Here is a 16,131-nt window from a genome sequence, read left to right on the forward strand (position 1 = left end):
GGCTACAGCCCCGACTCGTTGGTGCGGACCATGATCCGGCGACATTCCTCGCAGCGGACCACGTCGTCGGGGTCGGCCTTGCGGATGCGGGCCAGGTCCGCACCGGAGAGCTCAAGCCGGCATCCGCCGCAGCGGCCGGCGGTCAGCAGCGCCGCACCGAGTCCGGTGTCGGTGCGGATCCGGTCGTAGAGCTGCACCAGGTCGGCGGGCAGGTCGTTGGCGAGGGGCTGCCGGGCGGAGCGCTTGAACTCCTCCTCGCGACCGATCTCGGCGAGGCTGTCGTCGCGCCGCTGCTCGGTGGCGGCCCGCCGGTCCCGTACCTCGGCCAGCCGCTGCTCGACGCCGTCCAGCACCGACTGGGCGGTCTCCCGCTGCTCCATCAGCTCCAGCTCGGCGTCCTCCAGGTCGCTCTGCCGGCGGTTGAGGGAGGCCAGCTCGTGCTGGAGCGCCTCCAGTTCACGGGCCGGGCCGGTGCCGGCGGCCAGCCGGTTCTCGTCCTTGGTCTTGCGCGCCCGGACCTGGTCGACGTCCTTCTCCAGCCGGGCGATGTCGCGGTCCAGGTCGTCGACCGCCACCTGGGCGCGGACCCGCTCGTCCTCCAGGGCGGACAACTCCCGGGCGAGGGCCTCCAGTTCGGCCCGCTCGGGCAGGGACCGACGCCGGTGGGCGAGCTGGGCGAGGGCGGTGTCGATCGCCTGGAGATCGAGCAGGCGGCGCTGGACCTGGGGGTCAGCCTTCACGGTCGGGCTCCTTGTCGTCCGCTGCGGGTTCGTCCGGCGTGCGTTCGTCGGGGTGCGGTGCGGCGGCGTGCACGGTCCACGGGTCGGTGTCCAGGTCGGACACCAGGGTCTCGACGCCGGGCGCGGTCCGCAGCAGCGCCGCGAGGTCGTCCAGCCACGGCCGTTCGGTGGCCCAGTGGGTGGCGTCGAGCAACGCCGGCCCCCCGGTGGCGAGGTGTTCGCCGGCCGGGTGGTGGCGCAGATCCGAGGTGAGGTAGGCGTCCACCCCGGCCGCGGTGGCGTCGGCCAGGAAGCTGTCCCCGGCGCCACCGCAGACCGCCAGGGTACGCACCGTGCGGTCCGGGTCGCCCGCGGCACGCACCCCGGCGGCGGTGGCCGGCAGCACGGCGGCGGCCCGGCGGGCCAGTGCGGCCAGGGTCAGCGGCTGCGGAAGCCGGCCGATCCGGCCGGCCCCCCGCCCCTCCCCCTCGGCGGGCGTGCCGGGGCGGGCGGGTCGCAGCGGGCGCAGGTCGAGCAGGCCGAGGCGGGCGGCGAGGGCGTCGGACACACCCGGGGCGGCCACGTCGGCGTTGGTGTGCGCGACGTACAGCGCGACATCGGCCTTGATCAGCTGGTGGACGATGCGGCCCTTGTAGGTGGTCGGCGCCACCGACGACACCCCGCGCAGCAGCAGCGGATGGTGCGCGATGATCATGTCTACACCCGCGTCGAGCGCCTCCGCGACCGTCTCGGGGACCACGTCCACGACGCAGAGGATCCGGCGTACCGGGGCGGACGGCTCACCGAGCACCAGGCCGACCCGGTCCCACTCCTCGGCCCAGACCGGCGGGTAGTGCCGCGCCACCTCGGCCACCACGTCGGCGACGGTCGGCACGGCTGTGGTTGTGCTCACGGCCGGTGAGCTTACCGGCGTCAGCACTTCTACCGGACGTCACCCGGGCACACCACGCCTCGGTCCGGGCCGCGTCGATACCGCTGACCCGGCCACGGGCGAACGCCCGGGCCGGGTCGTGGATGCTTGAGCGGCCGGTCCCGGTTGTCGCGCGGGGCCAGGTCCGGACCGGAGCTGGTCAACTGGGGGCTGCCGCTCAACCGGTCCGGCAGAGCTGGTCACGCACGGCGGTGAGCGGCAGCGCCCAGGGGAAGGTGTGCTGGTGCCGCTCACCGGTGCCCGGCGGATGCAGCGGGTAGACGTCGTCGCCGAAGAGCACGCTCACTCCCCACTCGGAGAGCCGGGTGAGGCCCGCTCGGAAGGCCGGGTGGGCGGCCATCGCCGCGTTCGTGTACGGCACGGCCACCAGCGGTATCCCCCGGCCCTGTGCCTCCACCAGCAGTCCCAGGGCGAGGGTGTCGGCGATGCCGGCCACCCACTTGTTCACGGTGTTGACCGTGGCCGGGCAGACGATCATGGCGTCGGCGGTGGGCAGCACGTCGGGGTCGCCCGGGTTCTTGTAGTGGGTGCGTACCGGGTGGCCGGTCTGCCGGGCCAGTGCGGTGCGATCGACGAACTTGGCACCGTCGGGCGTGGTGATCACGCAGACGTCCCAGCCGTCCTGCTGGGCCAGGTCGACGAGCCGGCCCACGTCTCGGGCCAGTGGCGAGCCACAGGCGATGATGTAGAGCACCTGGCGGTGCCCGTCATGGCGGTGCGAACCGGTCATGCCGGCTCCGAGGTCATACTCCTACTCCCATGTGCTCAGCCAACTCCGCGATCGGAGAAGGCGGCGCACCACGTGTGCGACGAAGCACGTCCGACATCACCTCGTGGGCGATCGGGCGGCAGCGGATCTCGGAGGGCGCCAGGCGGTCACCGCGCAGCAGCATCTCCCCGGCATTGGCGACATCGCCGATCAGGGCGTAGCCCCGGGCCAGGTCCAGCAGGTGATGCGCCCGGCGTTCGGGCAGCATCGCGTCGAACGGTGCCGGCTGGATCCGCAGGCGGTGCACCTCGACGGCCCGCCCGCCGTCGCCGAGCTCGACGGCGGCCGCCGCCCGGTGCAATTCCACGTTCGTCGGCCCGAACGAGGTCCAGTAGTGGTTCTGGTCGCCGCCCAGCTCGATCGCCGCCGCGTGGGCCCCGTCGAGCAGGTCCTCCACGGTGGCGGTGTCGCCGATGCGGGAGGCCGCCATCGCGCCCTGGAGCAGCAGCATCCCGTAGACGGACAGACGCTCGGGACGGCTGTCGTTGCCGCCGCCCGGAGCGAGCTGGTTGGCGATCCGCACGTTCAGCTCCAGCGCCGGCCGGGGTCGACCCATCGCCACCAGCGCGTTGCAGACCCGGGTGGTGGCGACCCCGGCGAGCAGTGGGTCGTCGGCGCGTTGCGCGACGGCGATGGAACGGTCGGCGGCGAGCCAGGAGAGGTCGCACTCGCCCAGCTTGCGCAGCACCGAGGAGGCGAGCTGGTAGACCTGCCCGAGCAGGTGGGCGGCGCGCTGGGCCTGGTCACCGCCGTACGCGGCGTCGGCCGCCTGGGCGTCGCGGAGCAGCTTCGGCAGGGCCCGGGTGAGCATCCCGTAGCGGCCGTACTGGTAGGTCAGCCAGGCGTGGGTCACCGCCTTGCCCATGTCGGCCAGTGGCGGCGGGCTCGGTGCGGCGTCGAAGTACGCGCTTATCGAGTCGTACCGTTCCAGGGCGGCCCGGATCTCCTCGACCTCGAACTGTTCGATGCAGTTGAGCGCGTCGCTGCGTCGCTCCGGGTCCTTGCCGAGCAGCAGTTGCACGTCCATCTGAAGGATGTCGGCGATCTCGTAGAGCACGGAGAACTTGTCCAGTCGCCGGACACCCCGCTCGATCTTGTCGACCCAGCTCTTCGACTTGCCCAACCGGTCGGCGAACACCTGCTGCGACATCTTGCGCCGGCCGCGCCAGTAGGCCACCCGCCGCCCGATGGGTAGCTCGTCCATCTCCCCAGTCCTCCCCTTGCTGGAGCCCTGGCCGGGGCCGGGGGCCGTTCAGTGGGCGCGGCGATCCGTCCGTATCTCAGGTTTCCGCTGGTCGCACAGGAGGTGCGTCAGCCGTCCGGCCGAACCTCGTACTTTTCGTGCAAGTTGCATCGGCCACTTTGTCAAACAGAACGAGGACGGGCTGCGGCAGTGACGGGTCTCGACGTACGAGCTGACGCCAGCCGGGCGCGGCGAGGGGAGATGACACCAATGTGGGGGAATGTCGGACCGCAGGTGGCGCGTCTGTCGCCGTTGGAACGGGTACGACTGCGTCGGGTCGCCGTACGCTACGCCCTGCACGGGTGGGCGGTGACCCCGGGCGCCTGCCTGGCGCGGAGCCGCTTCGTCTGCGGCCGGGCCGGCTGCCCGACGGTCGGCTGCCACCCGGCCCTGGAGGACTGGGAGCACGCGGCCAGCACCGACCCGGCGCGGGTCGCCACCTGGTGGCGGTCCCGGCCGCACGGCCTGCTGCTGCCCACCGGCCGGTCCTTCGACGTGCTGGAGATCCCCGCCCACCTGGGTCGGCTGGTCCTGGACGCGGTGCGCGTCCACCCGGTCGGCCCGGGGGTACGCGGACCGGTGCTGGTCACCCCGACCGGACGGTGGATGTTCCTGGTCCGCCCGGGCGACCCGTTGCGACCGGAACTGGAGCACTGCTTCGACGTGGTCCTGCACGGTCGCGGCTCCTGGGTCGCGGCACCACCGACCCGGCTGCCCGAGGGGCAGGTCCGCTGGGCGGTCGCGCCGGAGCAGGCCCGGTGGCAGCTACCGGATGCCTACCTGGTGCAGAACACGCTTGTCGAGGCGCTGCGTTCGACCGGCGTGACGCTCACCTCGGCCCTCGTCCCCGGCCAGCTGCCACTGCCCCGCCGGGGCCGCTGAGGCGGGTGACCCACGGTGCGACGCGCCGGCAGCGAGACCCGGACGGACCGGCGCTCGTTGAACCCTTCGACGGCGCGCCCGCGCCGGGAGCGGGGATGCGATGTCCACCGGCGGCACCAGGCACCATCCGGGCGGAGCAGAGCCGCCCCGGCGACACCGGCCCGGCCACCGCTGGGCAGCCACCCGTCCCCCGGGCGCCCGGCCGGGCCGTCCGCGACCGACCGGGTCCCGCCCGGCCATCATCCACCGCCCGGCCCGCTGGCCCTGACCCGGAACCAGGTCCCCGTCCCGCCACCGGAGGCACCTCGCCCGAGCAGGTGGGCCGCAGCCGGCCCCGTGGCCGTGGAGCTGGTCGCCGAGCGGCGTGTCGACTGCCGTGACCGTCCCGGACACCCGGCTGCCGCGCGGCGGGGCAGGTCGGTCACTACTGGTCGGTGAGCGGCAGGTTGGTGGAGTGCAGGCACCGGGCGTCGTCGGTGACCACCGCGTGCTGGTACCCGGGCAGCCGATCCAGCCAGCCGATCCCGGCCACGCCCATGGCCACAGCCGCGGTGGCGTACGCGTCGGCCAGCCCGAGATCCTGCCCGACCACCGTCACCGACCGCAGGCCCCGGGCCGGGGTGCCACGGCGCGGATCCCGCACGTGGTGGCCGCGTTCGTAGACACCCGACGTGGCGACCGCGAGGTCCGTCCCACTGAACACCAGACAGACCGCCGACGGATCCCAGGGATGCCGCACACCGATCCGCCACGGCAGCCCGGTCGACGAATGCCCCCGCACCCGGACGTCACCCCCGGCGTTGAGGCAGTGGTTGTCGGCACCGGCCGCACGCAACCGATCCGAGGCCACCTGTACCGCCCAGCCCTTGACGTACCCGGACGGGTCCAGCCCGCCGGTGGCGTACGCGTCGAAGAAGCCGTCGGTGGCGTCCCACAGGTCGGCGCAGCGTTCCAGCACCCGGCGCAGGTCGGCGGACGCCTCGGAGAGCAGCAGCTCGCCCCGGTCGAAGCGGCACACCTCGCTGTCCGGCTGGTACGTGCTGAACCTCGCGTCCACCTCCCGTAGCCAGGCGAACACCTCGTCGGCCAGCGTGGCCAACTCGGTGGCGGGCCGGTCGTCGGCGATGTCCAGACTGACCGGCGTGCCCATGACGTGTTCGACGCGGCGCAGTCCGGGCCGCAGCGAACTCGCGGCGCTCATCGCGCCCGGTCGATCGCAGCCTGCAACGACCGTTGGTAGGACTCGCTGGTCGCGGTCGCCCCGGAGACGGTGTCCAGGTCGGCGCTCTGCCGCTGCACCACGAGTCCCGCGGTGCCGCTGTACCGATCGTCCACCTGGCTGCTGCGCTGGTCGGACTGGGCGGTGCGCTCCGGTAGTTCGAGCGCCTCCGCGTCCACGATGCGGGCACCCTCCAGCGAGATCGCCACCTGCACGTTGCCGAACTCGTTGCCGACCACCGGCCCGACGACCCGACGGACCGAGGGTTGTGGGGCGGCGGTGCTGGGCCGTGCCGCCGGTGGCTTCTTCGAGGCGTCGCTCGACGGGCCGGTACGGCCGGCAGGTGGGCTCGCCGTCCTCCGGCTGGGCTCTGCCGACCTGCTGGCGCGCGGTCGCGGACTGGCCGTCGCGGTCGCCTCGGCCGGTTCGGCGGTCGGCTCGGTTGCCGTCGTCGGCTCCCCGGCGCCGGATGTCGCCGGCGCGGGTACCTCCTGGGCCACCCGGCTGGTGTCCGGTGCCGCCTTGAGCACCACCAGAGCGGTGGTGCTGGCCGCCAGGCCGGTGATTGCGAACAGCGCGCGACGCATGCGGCGATGTCCTCTCATAGTTCAAAGGTGGCGAGGTGGATCTGTCGGCGTGGCACGCCGACCCGGCGGAGCAGTTGCCGGCTCTGCTCGACCAGTCCCGGCGGGCCGCAGAGATAGACGTCCCGCCGGGCCAGGTCCGGCACCAACCGGCGCAGGCCGTCCGTGGTCATCACCTGCCGGGGTCCGGGATCGTCACGCGAGCCGACCACGTACCAGACCTGCACGCCGCGTGCCTGCGCCAGCCAGTCCAGTTCCCGGTGCAGCACCACGTCGGAGGGGGCACGCACCCGGTAGATCAGCGCGGAACCCGGCGGCAACTCCTCCAGCATGGCCCGCAGCGGGGTGATGCCGCTGCCGCCGGCGATCAGCAGGGCCCGCTCGCGGGTGCGGTGCGCCGCGGTGAAGGTGCCCGACGGGCCGACCGCCCAGACCCGGACCCCCGGCTCCAGCTCACGCAGGTCCCGGGTGTGCGCACCGACCACCTTGACGGTCAGGCGCAGCCACCGGCCGTTGGCGGCGGCGGACACCGAGAAGGGATGGGACTGCCACCAACAGCCCCTGGTCAGGAACCGCCAGCGGAAGAACTGGCCGCCGAGCATGGTAAGCCGGTCGAGTCGCTCGCCGGTCAGGTAGATCGACACGGTGTCCGGGTTCTCCGCGACGACGTCGGCCACCCGCAGCCGGTGCCGCAGGTTGAACACCAGCGGGGCGATCACCCGGCCGTACAGCAGCGCGACGACCACCAGCAGGTAGAGGCCGATCCATCCGGTACGCACCGGACCGGGGCGGAACAGCTGGGTGCCGTTGCTGAACTGGTGGGCGAAGCCGAGCAGCAGCACCGCGTACGCGGCCAGGTGGGTGGCGTGCCACAGCTCGTAGGGCAGCGCCCGGCGCACCGCCCGGACACCGGTCAGCCCGATCGTCACCAGCAGGCCGGCGGCGGCGAACGCCGAGACCATGTCCTGGTAGTCGCGCAGCATCACGCCGGCCTGGCTCAGTGGCGACCGGCCTTCCAGCCGGGCGTAGCCGACGAGGATCAGGGACATGTGCGCGAGCACCGCGACCAGCAGGGTGGCCCCGACGTCCCGATGCCAGCGGGCGATCCGCTCGCCACCGGCCACCCGCTCCAGCAGCGGCAGCCGGCTCATCATCAACACCTGCACGAGCAGCAGGTAACCGGCGAGCAGGCCGCTGATCTGACCCGCGGCGGTGAGCATCGCGGTGCTGCCGACCAGGGAGCCGGCCGGCGTGTCCGTCCACCAGGGCAGCACGGCGGCGACCAGCCCGAGCAGGAACAGTCCGACCAGCAGCCGCCGGCCGCCGGCACCACGCCGGGGTACGACCGGCAACGGACTCCCGGTGGTGGGCCGACCGCCGGACCGGGAGTGCGCCGCGGTCCGGCGGTCGGAGTAGAGGTCGGGGTGGGTCACGCGTACAGCTTCATCGGGGCGTACTTCATCCGGGGGAAGATCTTGTCCACCTCCGCGTTGGTCAGCCCGAACCGACCCTGCGCCACCGACCCGTAGACGTTGAACATGTTGTTGTACTCGGGTACGTCACCGGAGTCGAGGGTGTCCAGTCCGTTCCAGGCACCGAGCAGCGAGCCGGCGAGCTTGCGCCCGGACAGGATGGTCACCACGCCGCCGTGGCCGTGGTCGGTACCGCCCCGGTTGGAGGCGACCCGGCGACCGAACTCACTGGAGATCATCACCGTCACGTCGGCGGCCCGGTCACCGAGGTCGGTGAAGAACGCCGCCAGCGCGGTCGCCAGCTCGTTCAACCGCCGGTACAACTGGCCGCCGTTCGTGGTGCCCTGGTTCTCGTGGGTGTCGTAACCGCCCATCCCGACGGTCGCCACCCGTACGTTGGCATCGCCCTTGATCAGTTGGGCGAGTGTCTGGAAGGCGGAGCCGATGCCCCGGTACTCGACGCCCTCGGCCGGCCGGTACGGCTCGGCGGCGAGCCTGCGCGCGGTGGCGAGCGCACCGAGCCCGGCCTGCACCGCGTCCTCCACCGGGTGGTTGATCCCGGTGAACAGGCCCTTGATCGCCTTCTCGGTGGCCTCCCGCTGCCGCTCGCTGCCGGCCAGGCGCAACGAGCCGACGTTGTTGAGCGAGAGTGCGCCGTTGTTGCCGACCAGCGACCGGGGCAGGGTGCTACCGATGCCGACGCTGCGGAAGGCGGTGCCCTTGCCGAGCGCGTCGATCAGGCTGTCGAGCCAGCCCCGTCCGCCGGTCTCGCCGGGCAGGCCGCCGAGGTTGCAGGCGTCCGCGGCCTGGAAGTGGCTGCGGGACAGCCGCTCGTCGGAGACGCCGGGGACGAAGCCCAACTGCCCGGACCGCAGCCACGGCTGCAGCGGCGCGAAGGCGCTGGTGAGCTTGAAGCCTCGACCGAGCGCCAGGGAGTCGTTGGGCAGCAGCAGCTCGGGACGGGCCCGATCGAGCACCGGGTCGTTGTCCGGCGCGATCAGGCTCAGGCCGTCCAGGCCACCGTAGAGGAAGACATGGATCAGCGTGCCCGTCTTGGTCGCCGCGAACGACGCCGAGGTGGTCACGAACTGGGCGGTCGCCAGGGCGGTGGCGGTGGCGGCGGCACCGGCGACGAAGGTACGCCGAGTCACCCCACGACCATCCTGTTGGGCCTCCTCCAGTTCCTCCAGCCGTCGGTAGCGGTCGGCCTCGGCGGCGTTCTCGGCGGCCACCACGTCGGCCTCCGCCCGCAGCAGCGCCTCAGCCGGGTTGTCGGCCAGCCGTCGCACGTCGGGGCAGTCGGGGTGCAGGTTGTACGGGTACACAGTCTTCTCCATCGGATGCCTCACCGGAGGTGGTGCTGGGGGGATGCGAGGATCGCCCGCGCGACGGCGGTGATGGCCCCGTTGAACGTCGCGTCGACCTTCGTACCGGCGGAGACCCCGGCAACGCCGAGGATCAGCGCCCGTTCCCGGTCGGTGAGTCGCTGCCGGATCAGCCGTCGGGCCAGTGCGTCGACGTACGCTCCGGCGGTGGCCGGTGGGGTGGCGACCAGCTTCTCCGCCCGGGTGAAGGTGAACACGGTGCGGTTGGCGGCGAGCAGGTCATGGGCCTCGTTCCAGCCGTTGACCATGGTGCCGACGGAGGTCCACGCGAGGTAGACGTCCGGGTAGCCGTCGGGCGTCGGTTGACCCATCGGGTGGTGACCCAGTTCGCGCAGCTTGTCGTGGATCTGCCGCAGGCCGCGGGCGTACGGGGTCCGCTGGTTGCCGCCGTTGTCGTGGTTGGGCGCGGCCTCGGGTGACACACCGAGCGTGCGGTAGGTGGCCACCAGGTACTCCAGCGGGCGGCGCACCTTCTGGCCCACCGCGGCCCAGAACTCCGACGAGCTGAACAGCGCGAGCAGCACCGGCTTGATCCGGCCCCGGTGGGAGGTGTACGCCTTCGCCAGCCGGTCCACAAGGGACTTGGGTGGGGTGTCCGAGACGAACCGGACGGCGAGGTTCTGCGCCACGTACCGGGCGGTCGAGGGGTGCAGCGCGAGATACGTGAGGTAGGCGTCGATCGCCGCCTCGGCCTTCTCCGGATCGGCGGAGTTGTTGGCGTGGGTGAAGCCCAGGATCTTCACCTTGCCGACGTAGTGCCGCTCCGGGCGGAACACGTAGCTGCCGTCCTTGACGCCCCGGCCGGTCTGCAACAGGGCCGCCTGGCGGACGTCGGCCTCGGTGTAGCCGCCGTCGACGCCCACCGAGTACAGCTCGAGGTTCTCCCGGGCCAGGTTCTCGTTGACCGCGTCGGCACGGGAGTCGACCTGGTTGAGGTAGAGCAGCAGTGCCGGATGCCGGTTGGCGGCCAGGAACATCTCCGGATAGCTGCCGAGCGCGTGCTCCCGGATGACGTCCCGGTCGAACGAGTTGCGGTAGACCTCGCCGCCGTCGAAATCGGCGGCCACGTGCAGGAAGTCGTTCCAGAAGTCGACCATCACCTCGAACAGCTGACGGTCGGACCAGATCTGCCGGGCGATCGTGGCATCCACCATCTCCCGCTCGGGCTGGGCACCACGTTCGTTGAGCTGATCGCGCTGGTCGCGCAACTGCTCCGGCGAGAGCTTGAGAGTGGGCAGCTCGGCGAGCTTCAACTCCGCCTTCGTCGGGGCGATCTTCTCCGGCTCCAGCTGCCAGCGCAGCCAGCCGTCGATGCCGCGCTCCTTGATCTCCGCGAGTACCGCGGCGGTGGGGCCGAAGGTCAGCCGACGGGCCAGGTGCAGCTCCGGGTCCTTGGCGAGCACCGTCTTCACGGTGACCTTGGTCGCCGCTGCGGCGGCGGCCGGACCGGAGAAGGCGCGCCCACCCTTCGGCGCGTTCTTCTTCAGCGCCTCGCCACCACGGGAGCCCATGTAGCTGTCGTTCTGCTCGGTGTACGTGCGTACCGTGCTCGCCTGCTGTCCGCTCGGGCGGGTGGGGGAGCCATCCGTCGGTTTGGCGATGGTGGCGTCGCCGGCGACCGCTGCCTCGTCGCCGAAGAAGGCGCGTACCCGGGGGTTCATCGCGAGCACCGCGCCACCGGCCACGACGGCGGCGCTACCGCCGAGGGTGGCCAACGCTCGACGACGGCCGGACGCACGGCGGGGTTCGTCGGCACCGTCCAGGTCGGGCAGTTCGCCGCCGGGCCGGGCCGGGTCCAGCGGCACGCCGTACCCGTCCGGGCCGATCCACTGCGGTCCGGGGCTCGGGGCCGGCCGCTGGCCCTGGTGAACGTAGGGCTCGGGTCGGTACGGATCGGTTCGATGGGTCGGATCGCCCTGCCGGGGGTGTGGTTGCGGGTACCGGCGCCCGTCCCATCCGCGCTCGTCCTGCCGTCGGTGTGGTGGCACCTGATGGTCGGCCATATACCGTTCCTGTTTTCTAACGTCGACGCACGACCGTGCCTCGGCCTGAGGTGCGGCGACTGATGTCCGAGGGGGTTGCCAGGGGAACGTAGTCACCGGCATCCGGCCTAACAAGGCAGCCGTTCGCGGCGCTCCCGCACACTTAAGACGAGTTTCACCGCGGATGCCGGACCGCCGGTTACCGGCCAGTTGGCCACACACCTCGCGAGCAGGGCTATTTCCTCGGCGACAGCGCCCACCAGCGCCGTTGCCACGCACGCGGGTGCCACGGGTCCGGTTCGGCGGCTTAGTAAAAATTAAGGTCCCGGTAAGGAGCCGTTGTGGCAGCTCGCCAGGGGTGAAAGTAGCACCAGGAAGAGCGCGTGAGCCCGCTCCGCAGCGGGTATTCCGCCGCACCGTTGCTGAACGCGTGAGGGGAAGGCACATGCTCAGCAAAGAGGATCAACGCAGATTCGAGCAGATCACCCGCCACCTGCGGGAGAGCGATCCGGCGTTCTTCGCCCGGCTCGACAATCGGGCCCGCGGTCGCCACGGCCGCTGGCTGCTGTTGCTGACCGTGGTGCTCTGGGCGGCGCTGCCGGCGACCACCGTACTCGCCGGCCGGCTGGCCGGGGCGATCTTCGCGGTGGTGCTGGTGACGAACGCGGCGCTGATGTGGCGGTTCCGTCAACGTTGGCTGTGAGTGCCGCCGGCCGCGTGCCGTCCCGGATCGAGCGACGGCGAGGCGGAAGCCGTTCGGTCCGGGACCGGACGTGACCGGCCGGCCTAGTCGCCGAGTTGGCGGTAGGCGTGACGCAGGCGTTCGACCAGTCCCGGCCCACCGATGGCCGGCGCGGGCGCGCCCAGTTGTCGTAACAGCAGATCCGGCCGGGCCGTCAGGCTCGGTGGGCGGTCCGGCAGTGGCACGGGCGGCAACCAGAACCGGTCCACCGCCTCGGCCAGCGGCGTGACGGGCAGGTCGGCGAGCGCCCGAAGGGCACCGGCGGCGGGCACGTCGACCTCATGGTGCCCGGTCCGTCCGCCGCCGGCGTCCGCCGGCCCGGCGTCCCGGCCGGTGTCGGCCGGGCCGGTCTCCGTCGACGCCTGGTCCTCGACGCGCAGTCGCCGCAGCCGGGCGAGCAGGTCCGCCCGGCTGCGACCACGCCAGTGCAGCAGGGTGAACGGGTCCGCGTCGAACGCCTCGGCGAGCAGGTAGAAGGTGGCGGCGAGGTGTTTGCAGGGCACCGCGACGTCCGGACACGAGCACCGCTGGTCCAGTTCGCCGATCGCCGCCGGAAACAGCGGGGCCTCGGCCGCGATGAACAGTTCCTCCAGTTCGGCCGGTAGGTCACCGGCGAGCAGCCGGGCGCTGAAGAACGCCTGGGCGGCGAGTTCCCGCTCGAGCCGGTCCCACAGCCGGGCCGGAAAGGGCGGCAGCGCGACGCTCACCTGGTACGGCTTGGCGCGCGAACCCTGCACCACCGCGGTCACCACGCCCGGCGCGACGTCGAGGCGGAGCACCTGGCCGGCGCGGGCGTACGACCTGCCCCGGGTCAGCCGGGTGCCGAGCGCGAACGACTCCAGCACCTCCAGGAAGCGGCGGGACCACCAGGAGACCCCGATCGCGCCCCGGGTGCTACGGGCCCGTAGGCCCCCGTCGACCCGGCGCGGCGGGCCGTAGTCGGCGAACCTGCCGCCGTCGTCGGCGCTCACTCGGCCACCGCCCCCGCCTCCAGGGCGAACAGGTCACGAAGCTGGGCGGTGGACAGCTCGGTGACCCACTGCTCGCCGGTGCCGACCACCGAGGCGGCGAGGCCACGCTTGTCGGCGATCAGCGCGGCGACCTTCTCCTCCACCGTGCCGGCACAGACGAACTTGCGGACCTGCACCCGGCGCCGCTGTCCGATCCGGAACGCCCGGTCGGTGGCCTGGTCCTCCACCGCCGGGTTCCACCACCGATCGACGTGCACCACGTGGTTGGCGGCGGTCAGCGTCAGCCCGGTCCCGCCGGCCTTGAGCGACAGCACGAACAACGCCGGCCCGCCGGCGGACTGGAAGCGGGCCACCATCGCGTCCCGGTCGGCCTTGCCGACCCCACCGTGCAGGAACAGCACCTCCCGACCGAACCGGGCCGACAGATGCCCGCGCAGCATCCCACCGAACTCCGCGTACTGGGTGAACAACAGGGCCTTCTCCCCGGCCGCCAGAACCTCGTCGAGGATCTCCTCCAACCGGGCCAGCTTGCCCGACCGACCGTCGAGGGGCGAGCCGTCGCGGAGCAACTGCGCGGGATGGTTGCAGACCTGCTTGAGGCGCGTCATGGTGGCCAGCACCAGCCCGCGCCGCTCGATGCCGGTACTGGCTTCGATTCGAGCCAGCATGTCGTCGACGACCGCCCGGTACAACGCCGCCTGCTCCGTGGTCAGGTTGCAGAAGACCTCCATCTCCAGCTTCTCCGGCAGGTCCGAGATGATCGACGAGTCCGTCTTGAGCCGACGCAGCACGAACGGTCCGGTGATCCGGCGGAGCCGTTCGGCGGTCTCGGTGTCCCCGTGCCGCTCGATCGGCTCGGCGAACCGCTTGCGGAACGTCGCCGCCGGGCCGAGCAGGCCCGGGTTGGCGAACTGCATGATGGACCACAGGTCCGCCAACCGGTTCTCCACCGGCGTGCCGGTGACCGCGATGCGGTGTCGGGCGGGCAGTGCGCGGACCGCCTCGGCCTGCCGGGTGGCGGCGTTCTTGATGGCCTGGGCCTCGTCCACCACCAGCCGGTGCCAGTCGACGCCGGCCAGATCCGCGGCGTCCCGGGCGGCCACCGAATACGTGGTGAGCACCAGGTCCGCGGCGTGCGCGGTGGCGGTGAACTCGGCGCCGCGGGCCCGCTGGGGGCCGTGGTGCACGTGTACCCGCTTGTCCGGGGCGAACCGGGCGGCCTCCCGCTGCCAGTTGCCGACCAGCGACATCGGACAGATCAGCAGGGTCGGACCGGCCTGCGGCGGGTCGGCGGCCAGCAACGCCAGCAGTTGCACCGTCTTGCCCAGCCCCATGTCGTCGGCGAGCACCCCACCGAGCCCCAGCGACTGAAGGAACGCCAGCCAGGCCAACCCCCGCCGTTGGTACGGCCGCAGCGTGCCCTGGAAGGACGGCGGCTCGTCCAACGGGGCGAGCCGGCGGTCCACGGCACCGGCGAGCAGGTCGCCGAGCGCGCCGTCGGCGCTCACCTCCAGCACCGGCAACGCGTCCGGTTGTTCGGCGTCGGACAGGCCGAGCCGCAGCAGGTCGGCCACGGTCAGCTCGCCGGTGGACCGCAGCAGGCGCAGGCCGGCGGCGAGCCGCTTCGGGTCCAGTTCGACCCACTGCCCCCGCAGCCGTACCAGGGGGGTCTTCAGCTCCGCCAGCCGGGTCAGTTCGTCGGAGGTCAACGGCTCGTCGCCGAGGGCCAGTTCCCAGCGGTAGTCGACCAGGGCGTCCAGTCCCACCCGGTCGTCCGGGCCAGTCACCGCGCCGGGCGCGCTGCGGGAGCGGGCCCGCAGCCGGGCACCGAGCCGCGAGGTGGGACGCCGCCACCAGGACGGCAGCAGCACCGTGAAGCCCGCGGCGTGCAGCGTCGGCGCGCCCTCGCGCAGGAACCGGTGCGCCCCCTCGGTGTCCAGCTCCAGCCCTTCCGGTCGGGCGGTGCGCAGCGCCTCGTCCAGTTCCGGCCACAGCCGGCTGGCCCGGCCGAGTTCGGCGAGCAGGATCTCCTGTGGATGGTCGCCGGCCACGGTCACACCGCCGCCGCGCCACACCTGCCCGGCGTCGACGTGCAGCCCCGGCTCGTCGGTGGCGCGCAGTCCGAACTCGATCCGCCACGGGCCGGTGGTCGCGACGACCGCACCGGGGTCGGCCGGCACCACCGTCACCGGTCCGGTCAGCTCGTCGGCCGACGGCTCGACCAGCCGGAAGCTGGCCCGAACGGTGCCACCGGCGGCGTCGCGCTGCCACTGGTCCAGCTCGCTGCGCAGCGTGCGCAGCGCCGCCGCCTCGGCGGTGAACCCGCGCCGGGGGCCGGTCAACGCGCCCAGCCAGGCCGCCACGGCACCGTTCGGTCGCGTCCCCCGGGCCAGCGTCATCGGTGGCAGGACGGCGCGTACGGCCGCGTCGGTGAGCGCGTCGAGCGCGTCGGCGACCAGCAGCCCGGGCACCTCGACCGGCCCGTCGGACGGGTCGGACGCCCGGGTCGCGGACAGTTCCGCCTCGACCACGGCTCGGGCGGCGGGGGGCAGGGCCAGCGCCAGTGACCGGGCCCAGGCGGCGTCCGTGCCGGTCAGCAACGGCCGCCACACCGCCCGGGCGGAGCCCTCGGCGGTCGAGGGCTGGTCGGCGGCCGGGGCCGGATCGGCGAGGCTGGGCAGGACCCGGCCGCGCGTGGCCAGGTCGGTGGCGAAGTCGGCCAGCTCGGCGAGGTGGCGCAGGCTCGCGCCGGGGGCGGCGGCCAGCTTCTCGACGGTACGCAGCACCGACAGCGCGGCGTCCGGGGCGTACGCCAGCACCGGAACCTGCCACCCGGCGAGGGTGACCGGACCACGTACCGGTGCCAGCTCGGTGGTGCGGACCAGTTCCGGCGAGTCCAGCGGCGAGCCGGCGCGGGTGGGCAGGCGCAGCAGCGCCGTGCCGAGGTCGTCCGGTTCGGCGGCGTCGGCCAGCAGCGCGACGAGTGCGCCGTGTCCGGCGGCGAACGGGTGTGGGCGGGCCCGTGGTGCCCGGCCGGGGCGGCGCGGGGCCGCCGGTGGCAGGGTGCTGTCCTCGGCCCAGACCGCGAGACCCCGCCCGGGCAGCCACATCCCATGGACGACCAGCACGCACTCCCCCTCGGACCGGACGGGCCCGCACTACCGCGGCGGCGACCCGGGGCCAGGATAGGCGGCGCCGACCGGCTAGCGTC

13 protein-coding genes are annotated in these 16,131 nt (G+C 72.9%); 2 read left to right on the forward strand and 11 right to left on the reverse strand.

What is annotated here, in order from left to right; all coding sequences use genetic code 11:
* Nucleotides 1–2 precede the first annotated feature (2 nt).
* The 4 genes from O7605_RS01950 to O7605_RS01965 all read right to left on the reverse strand — a co-directional run bounded on the left by O7605_RS01950 (nucleotide 3) and on the right by O7605_RS01965 (nucleotide 3,644).
* Nucleotides 3–740, reverse strand: a complete 738-nt coding sequence (locus O7605_RS01950; RefSeq protein WP_269737620.1) for a zinc ribbon domain-containing protein — start codon at nucleotides 738–740, stop codon at nucleotides 3–5.
* Nucleotides 730–1,632, reverse strand: a complete 903-nt coding sequence (locus O7605_RS01955) for a Nif3-like dinuclear metal center hexameric protein (RefSeq protein ID WP_269737621.1) — start codon at nucleotides 1,630–1,632, stop codon at nucleotides 730–732. The genes O7605_RS01950 and O7605_RS01955 overlap by 11 nt, the downstream gene beginning before the upstream one ends.
* Nucleotides 1,633–1,828: 196 nt before the next feature.
* Nucleotides 1,829–2,401, reverse strand: coding sequence for a flavoprotein (locus O7605_RS01960; protein WP_269737622.1), 573 nt, complete (start codon nucleotides 2,399–2,401; stop codon nucleotides 1,829–1,831).
* 13 nt (nucleotides 2,402–2,414) lie between these two features.
* Nucleotides 2,415–3,644, reverse strand: a complete 1,230-nt coding sequence (locus tag O7605_RS01965) for a helix-turn-helix domain-containing protein (RefSeq protein ID WP_269737623.1) — start codon at nucleotides 3,642–3,644, stop codon at nucleotides 2,415–2,417.
* A 249-nt stretch (nucleotides 3,645–3,893) separates the two neighbouring features.
* Here O7605_RS01965 and O7605_RS01970 point away from each other — a divergent pair, with 249 nt between their 5' ends.
* A complete protein-coding gene (locus O7605_RS01970; RefSeq protein ID WP_269737624.1) occupies nucleotides 3,894–4,565 on the forward strand; it encodes a bifunctional DNA primase/polymerase in 672 nt (223 codons plus the stop codon).
* Nucleotides 4,566–4,989: 424 nt separating this feature from the next.
* On the opposite strand, the gene O7605_RS01975 is transcribed toward O7605_RS01970, so the two are convergent.
* From O7605_RS01975 to O7605_RS01995, 5 genes are read right to left on the reverse strand one after another with little or no spacing between them, the layout of a single operon-like run.
* A complete protein-coding gene (locus tag O7605_RS01975; protein WP_269738676.1) occupies nucleotides 4,990–5,715 on the reverse strand; it encodes an FAD:protein FMN transferase in 726 nt (241 codons plus the stop codon).
* A 47-nt stretch (nucleotides 5,716–5,762) separates the two neighbouring features.
* Nucleotides 5,763–6,371 (reverse strand): FMN-binding protein, encoded by a 609-nt coding sequence (locus tag O7605_RS01980; RefSeq protein ID WP_269737625.1) that lies wholly within the window; start codon nucleotides 6,369–6,371, stop codon nucleotides 5,763–5,765.
* 14 nt (nucleotides 6,372–6,385) lie between these two features.
* Nucleotides 6,386–7,801, reverse strand: a complete 1,416-nt coding sequence (locus O7605_RS01985) for a ferredoxin reductase family protein (protein ID WP_269737626.1) — start codon at nucleotides 7,799–7,801, stop codon at nucleotides 6,386–6,388.
* Nucleotides 7,798–9,177 (reverse strand): DUF1501 domain-containing protein, encoded by a 1,380-nt coding sequence (locus O7605_RS01990; RefSeq protein ID WP_269737627.1) that lies wholly within the window; start codon nucleotides 9,175–9,177, stop codon nucleotides 7,798–7,800. The genes O7605_RS01985 and O7605_RS01990 overlap by 4 nt, the downstream gene beginning before the upstream one ends.
* Before the next feature lie 8 nt (nucleotides 9,178–9,185).
* The gene (locus O7605_RS01995; RefSeq protein WP_269737628.1) at nucleotides 9,186–11,228 is read right to left on the reverse strand and encodes a DUF1800 domain-containing protein; all 2,043 of its coding nucleotides are present in this window, start codon (nucleotides 11,226–11,228) and stop codon (nucleotides 9,186–9,188) included.
* A 424-nt stretch (nucleotides 11,229–11,652) separates the two neighbouring features.
* On the opposite strand from O7605_RS01995, the gene O7605_RS02000 reads away from it, so the two are divergent.
* Nucleotides 11,653–11,910, forward strand: coding sequence for a DUF3040 domain-containing protein (locus O7605_RS02000; protein ID WP_269737629.1), 258 nt, complete (start codon nucleotides 11,653–11,655; stop codon nucleotides 11,908–11,910).
* Nucleotides 11,911–11,993: 83 nt separating this feature from the next.
* Here O7605_RS02000 and O7605_RS02005 read toward each other — a convergent pair whose 3' ends face one another.
* Both O7605_RS02005 and O7605_RS02010 read right to left on the reverse strand, forming a co-directional pair.
* Nucleotides 11,994–12,920, reverse strand: coding sequence for an SWIM zinc finger family protein (locus tag O7605_RS02005; RefSeq protein ID WP_269737630.1), 927 nt, complete (start codon nucleotides 12,918–12,920; stop codon nucleotides 11,994–11,996).
* Complete coding sequence (locus O7605_RS02010) at nucleotides 12,917–16,048, reverse strand: DEAD/DEAH box helicase (RefSeq protein ID WP_269737631.1); 3,132 nt, start codon at nucleotides 16,046–16,048, stop codon at nucleotides 12,917–12,919. The genes O7605_RS02005 and O7605_RS02010 overlap by 4 nt, the downstream gene beginning before the upstream one ends.
* Nucleotides 16,049–16,131 lie beyond the last annotated feature (83 nt).

This window comes from Verrucosispora sp. WMMA2121, from assembly GCF_027460185.1.
GTDB classification, from domain to species: Bacteria; Actinomycetota; Actinomycetes; order Mycobacteriales; family Micromonosporaceae; genus Micromonospora; species Micromonospora palythoicola.

What these genes read in the sequence shown, in the direction of transcription:
- O7605_RS01970 (WP_269737624.1), top strand. Translation starts at nt 3,894, where the DNA reads ATGTGGGGGAATGTCGGACCGCAGGTGGCGCGTCTGTCGCCGTTGGAA.
- O7605_RS01960 (WP_269737622.1), bottom strand. Translation starts at nt 2,401, where the DNA reads ATGACCGGTTCGCACCGCCATGACGGGCACCGCCAGGTGCTCTACATC.
- O7605_RS01975 (WP_269738676.1), bottom strand. Translation starts at nt 5,715, where the DNA reads ATGGGCACGCCGGTCAGTCTGGACATCGCCGACGACCGGCCCGCCACC.
- O7605_RS01980 (WP_269737625.1), bottom strand. Translation starts at nt 6,371, where the DNA reads ATGCGTCGCGCGCTGTTCGCAATCACCGGCCTGGCGGCCAGCACCACC.
- O7605_RS01995 (WP_269737628.1), bottom strand. Translation starts at nt 11,228, where the DNA reads ATGGCCGACCATCAGGTGCCACCACACCGACGGCAGGACGAGCGCGGA.
- O7605_RS01990 (WP_269737627.1), bottom strand. Translation starts at nt 9,177, where the DNA reads ATGGAGAAGACTGTGTACCCGTACAACCTGCACCCCGACTGCCCCGAC.
- O7605_RS01965 (WP_269737623.1), bottom strand. Translation starts at nt 3,644, where the DNA reads ATGGACGAGCTACCCATCGGGCGGCGGGTGGCCTACTGGCGCGGCCGG.
- O7605_RS02000 (WP_269737629.1), top strand. Translation starts at nt 11,653, where the DNA reads ATGCTCAGCAAAGAGGATCAACGCAGATTCGAGCAGATCACCCGCCAC.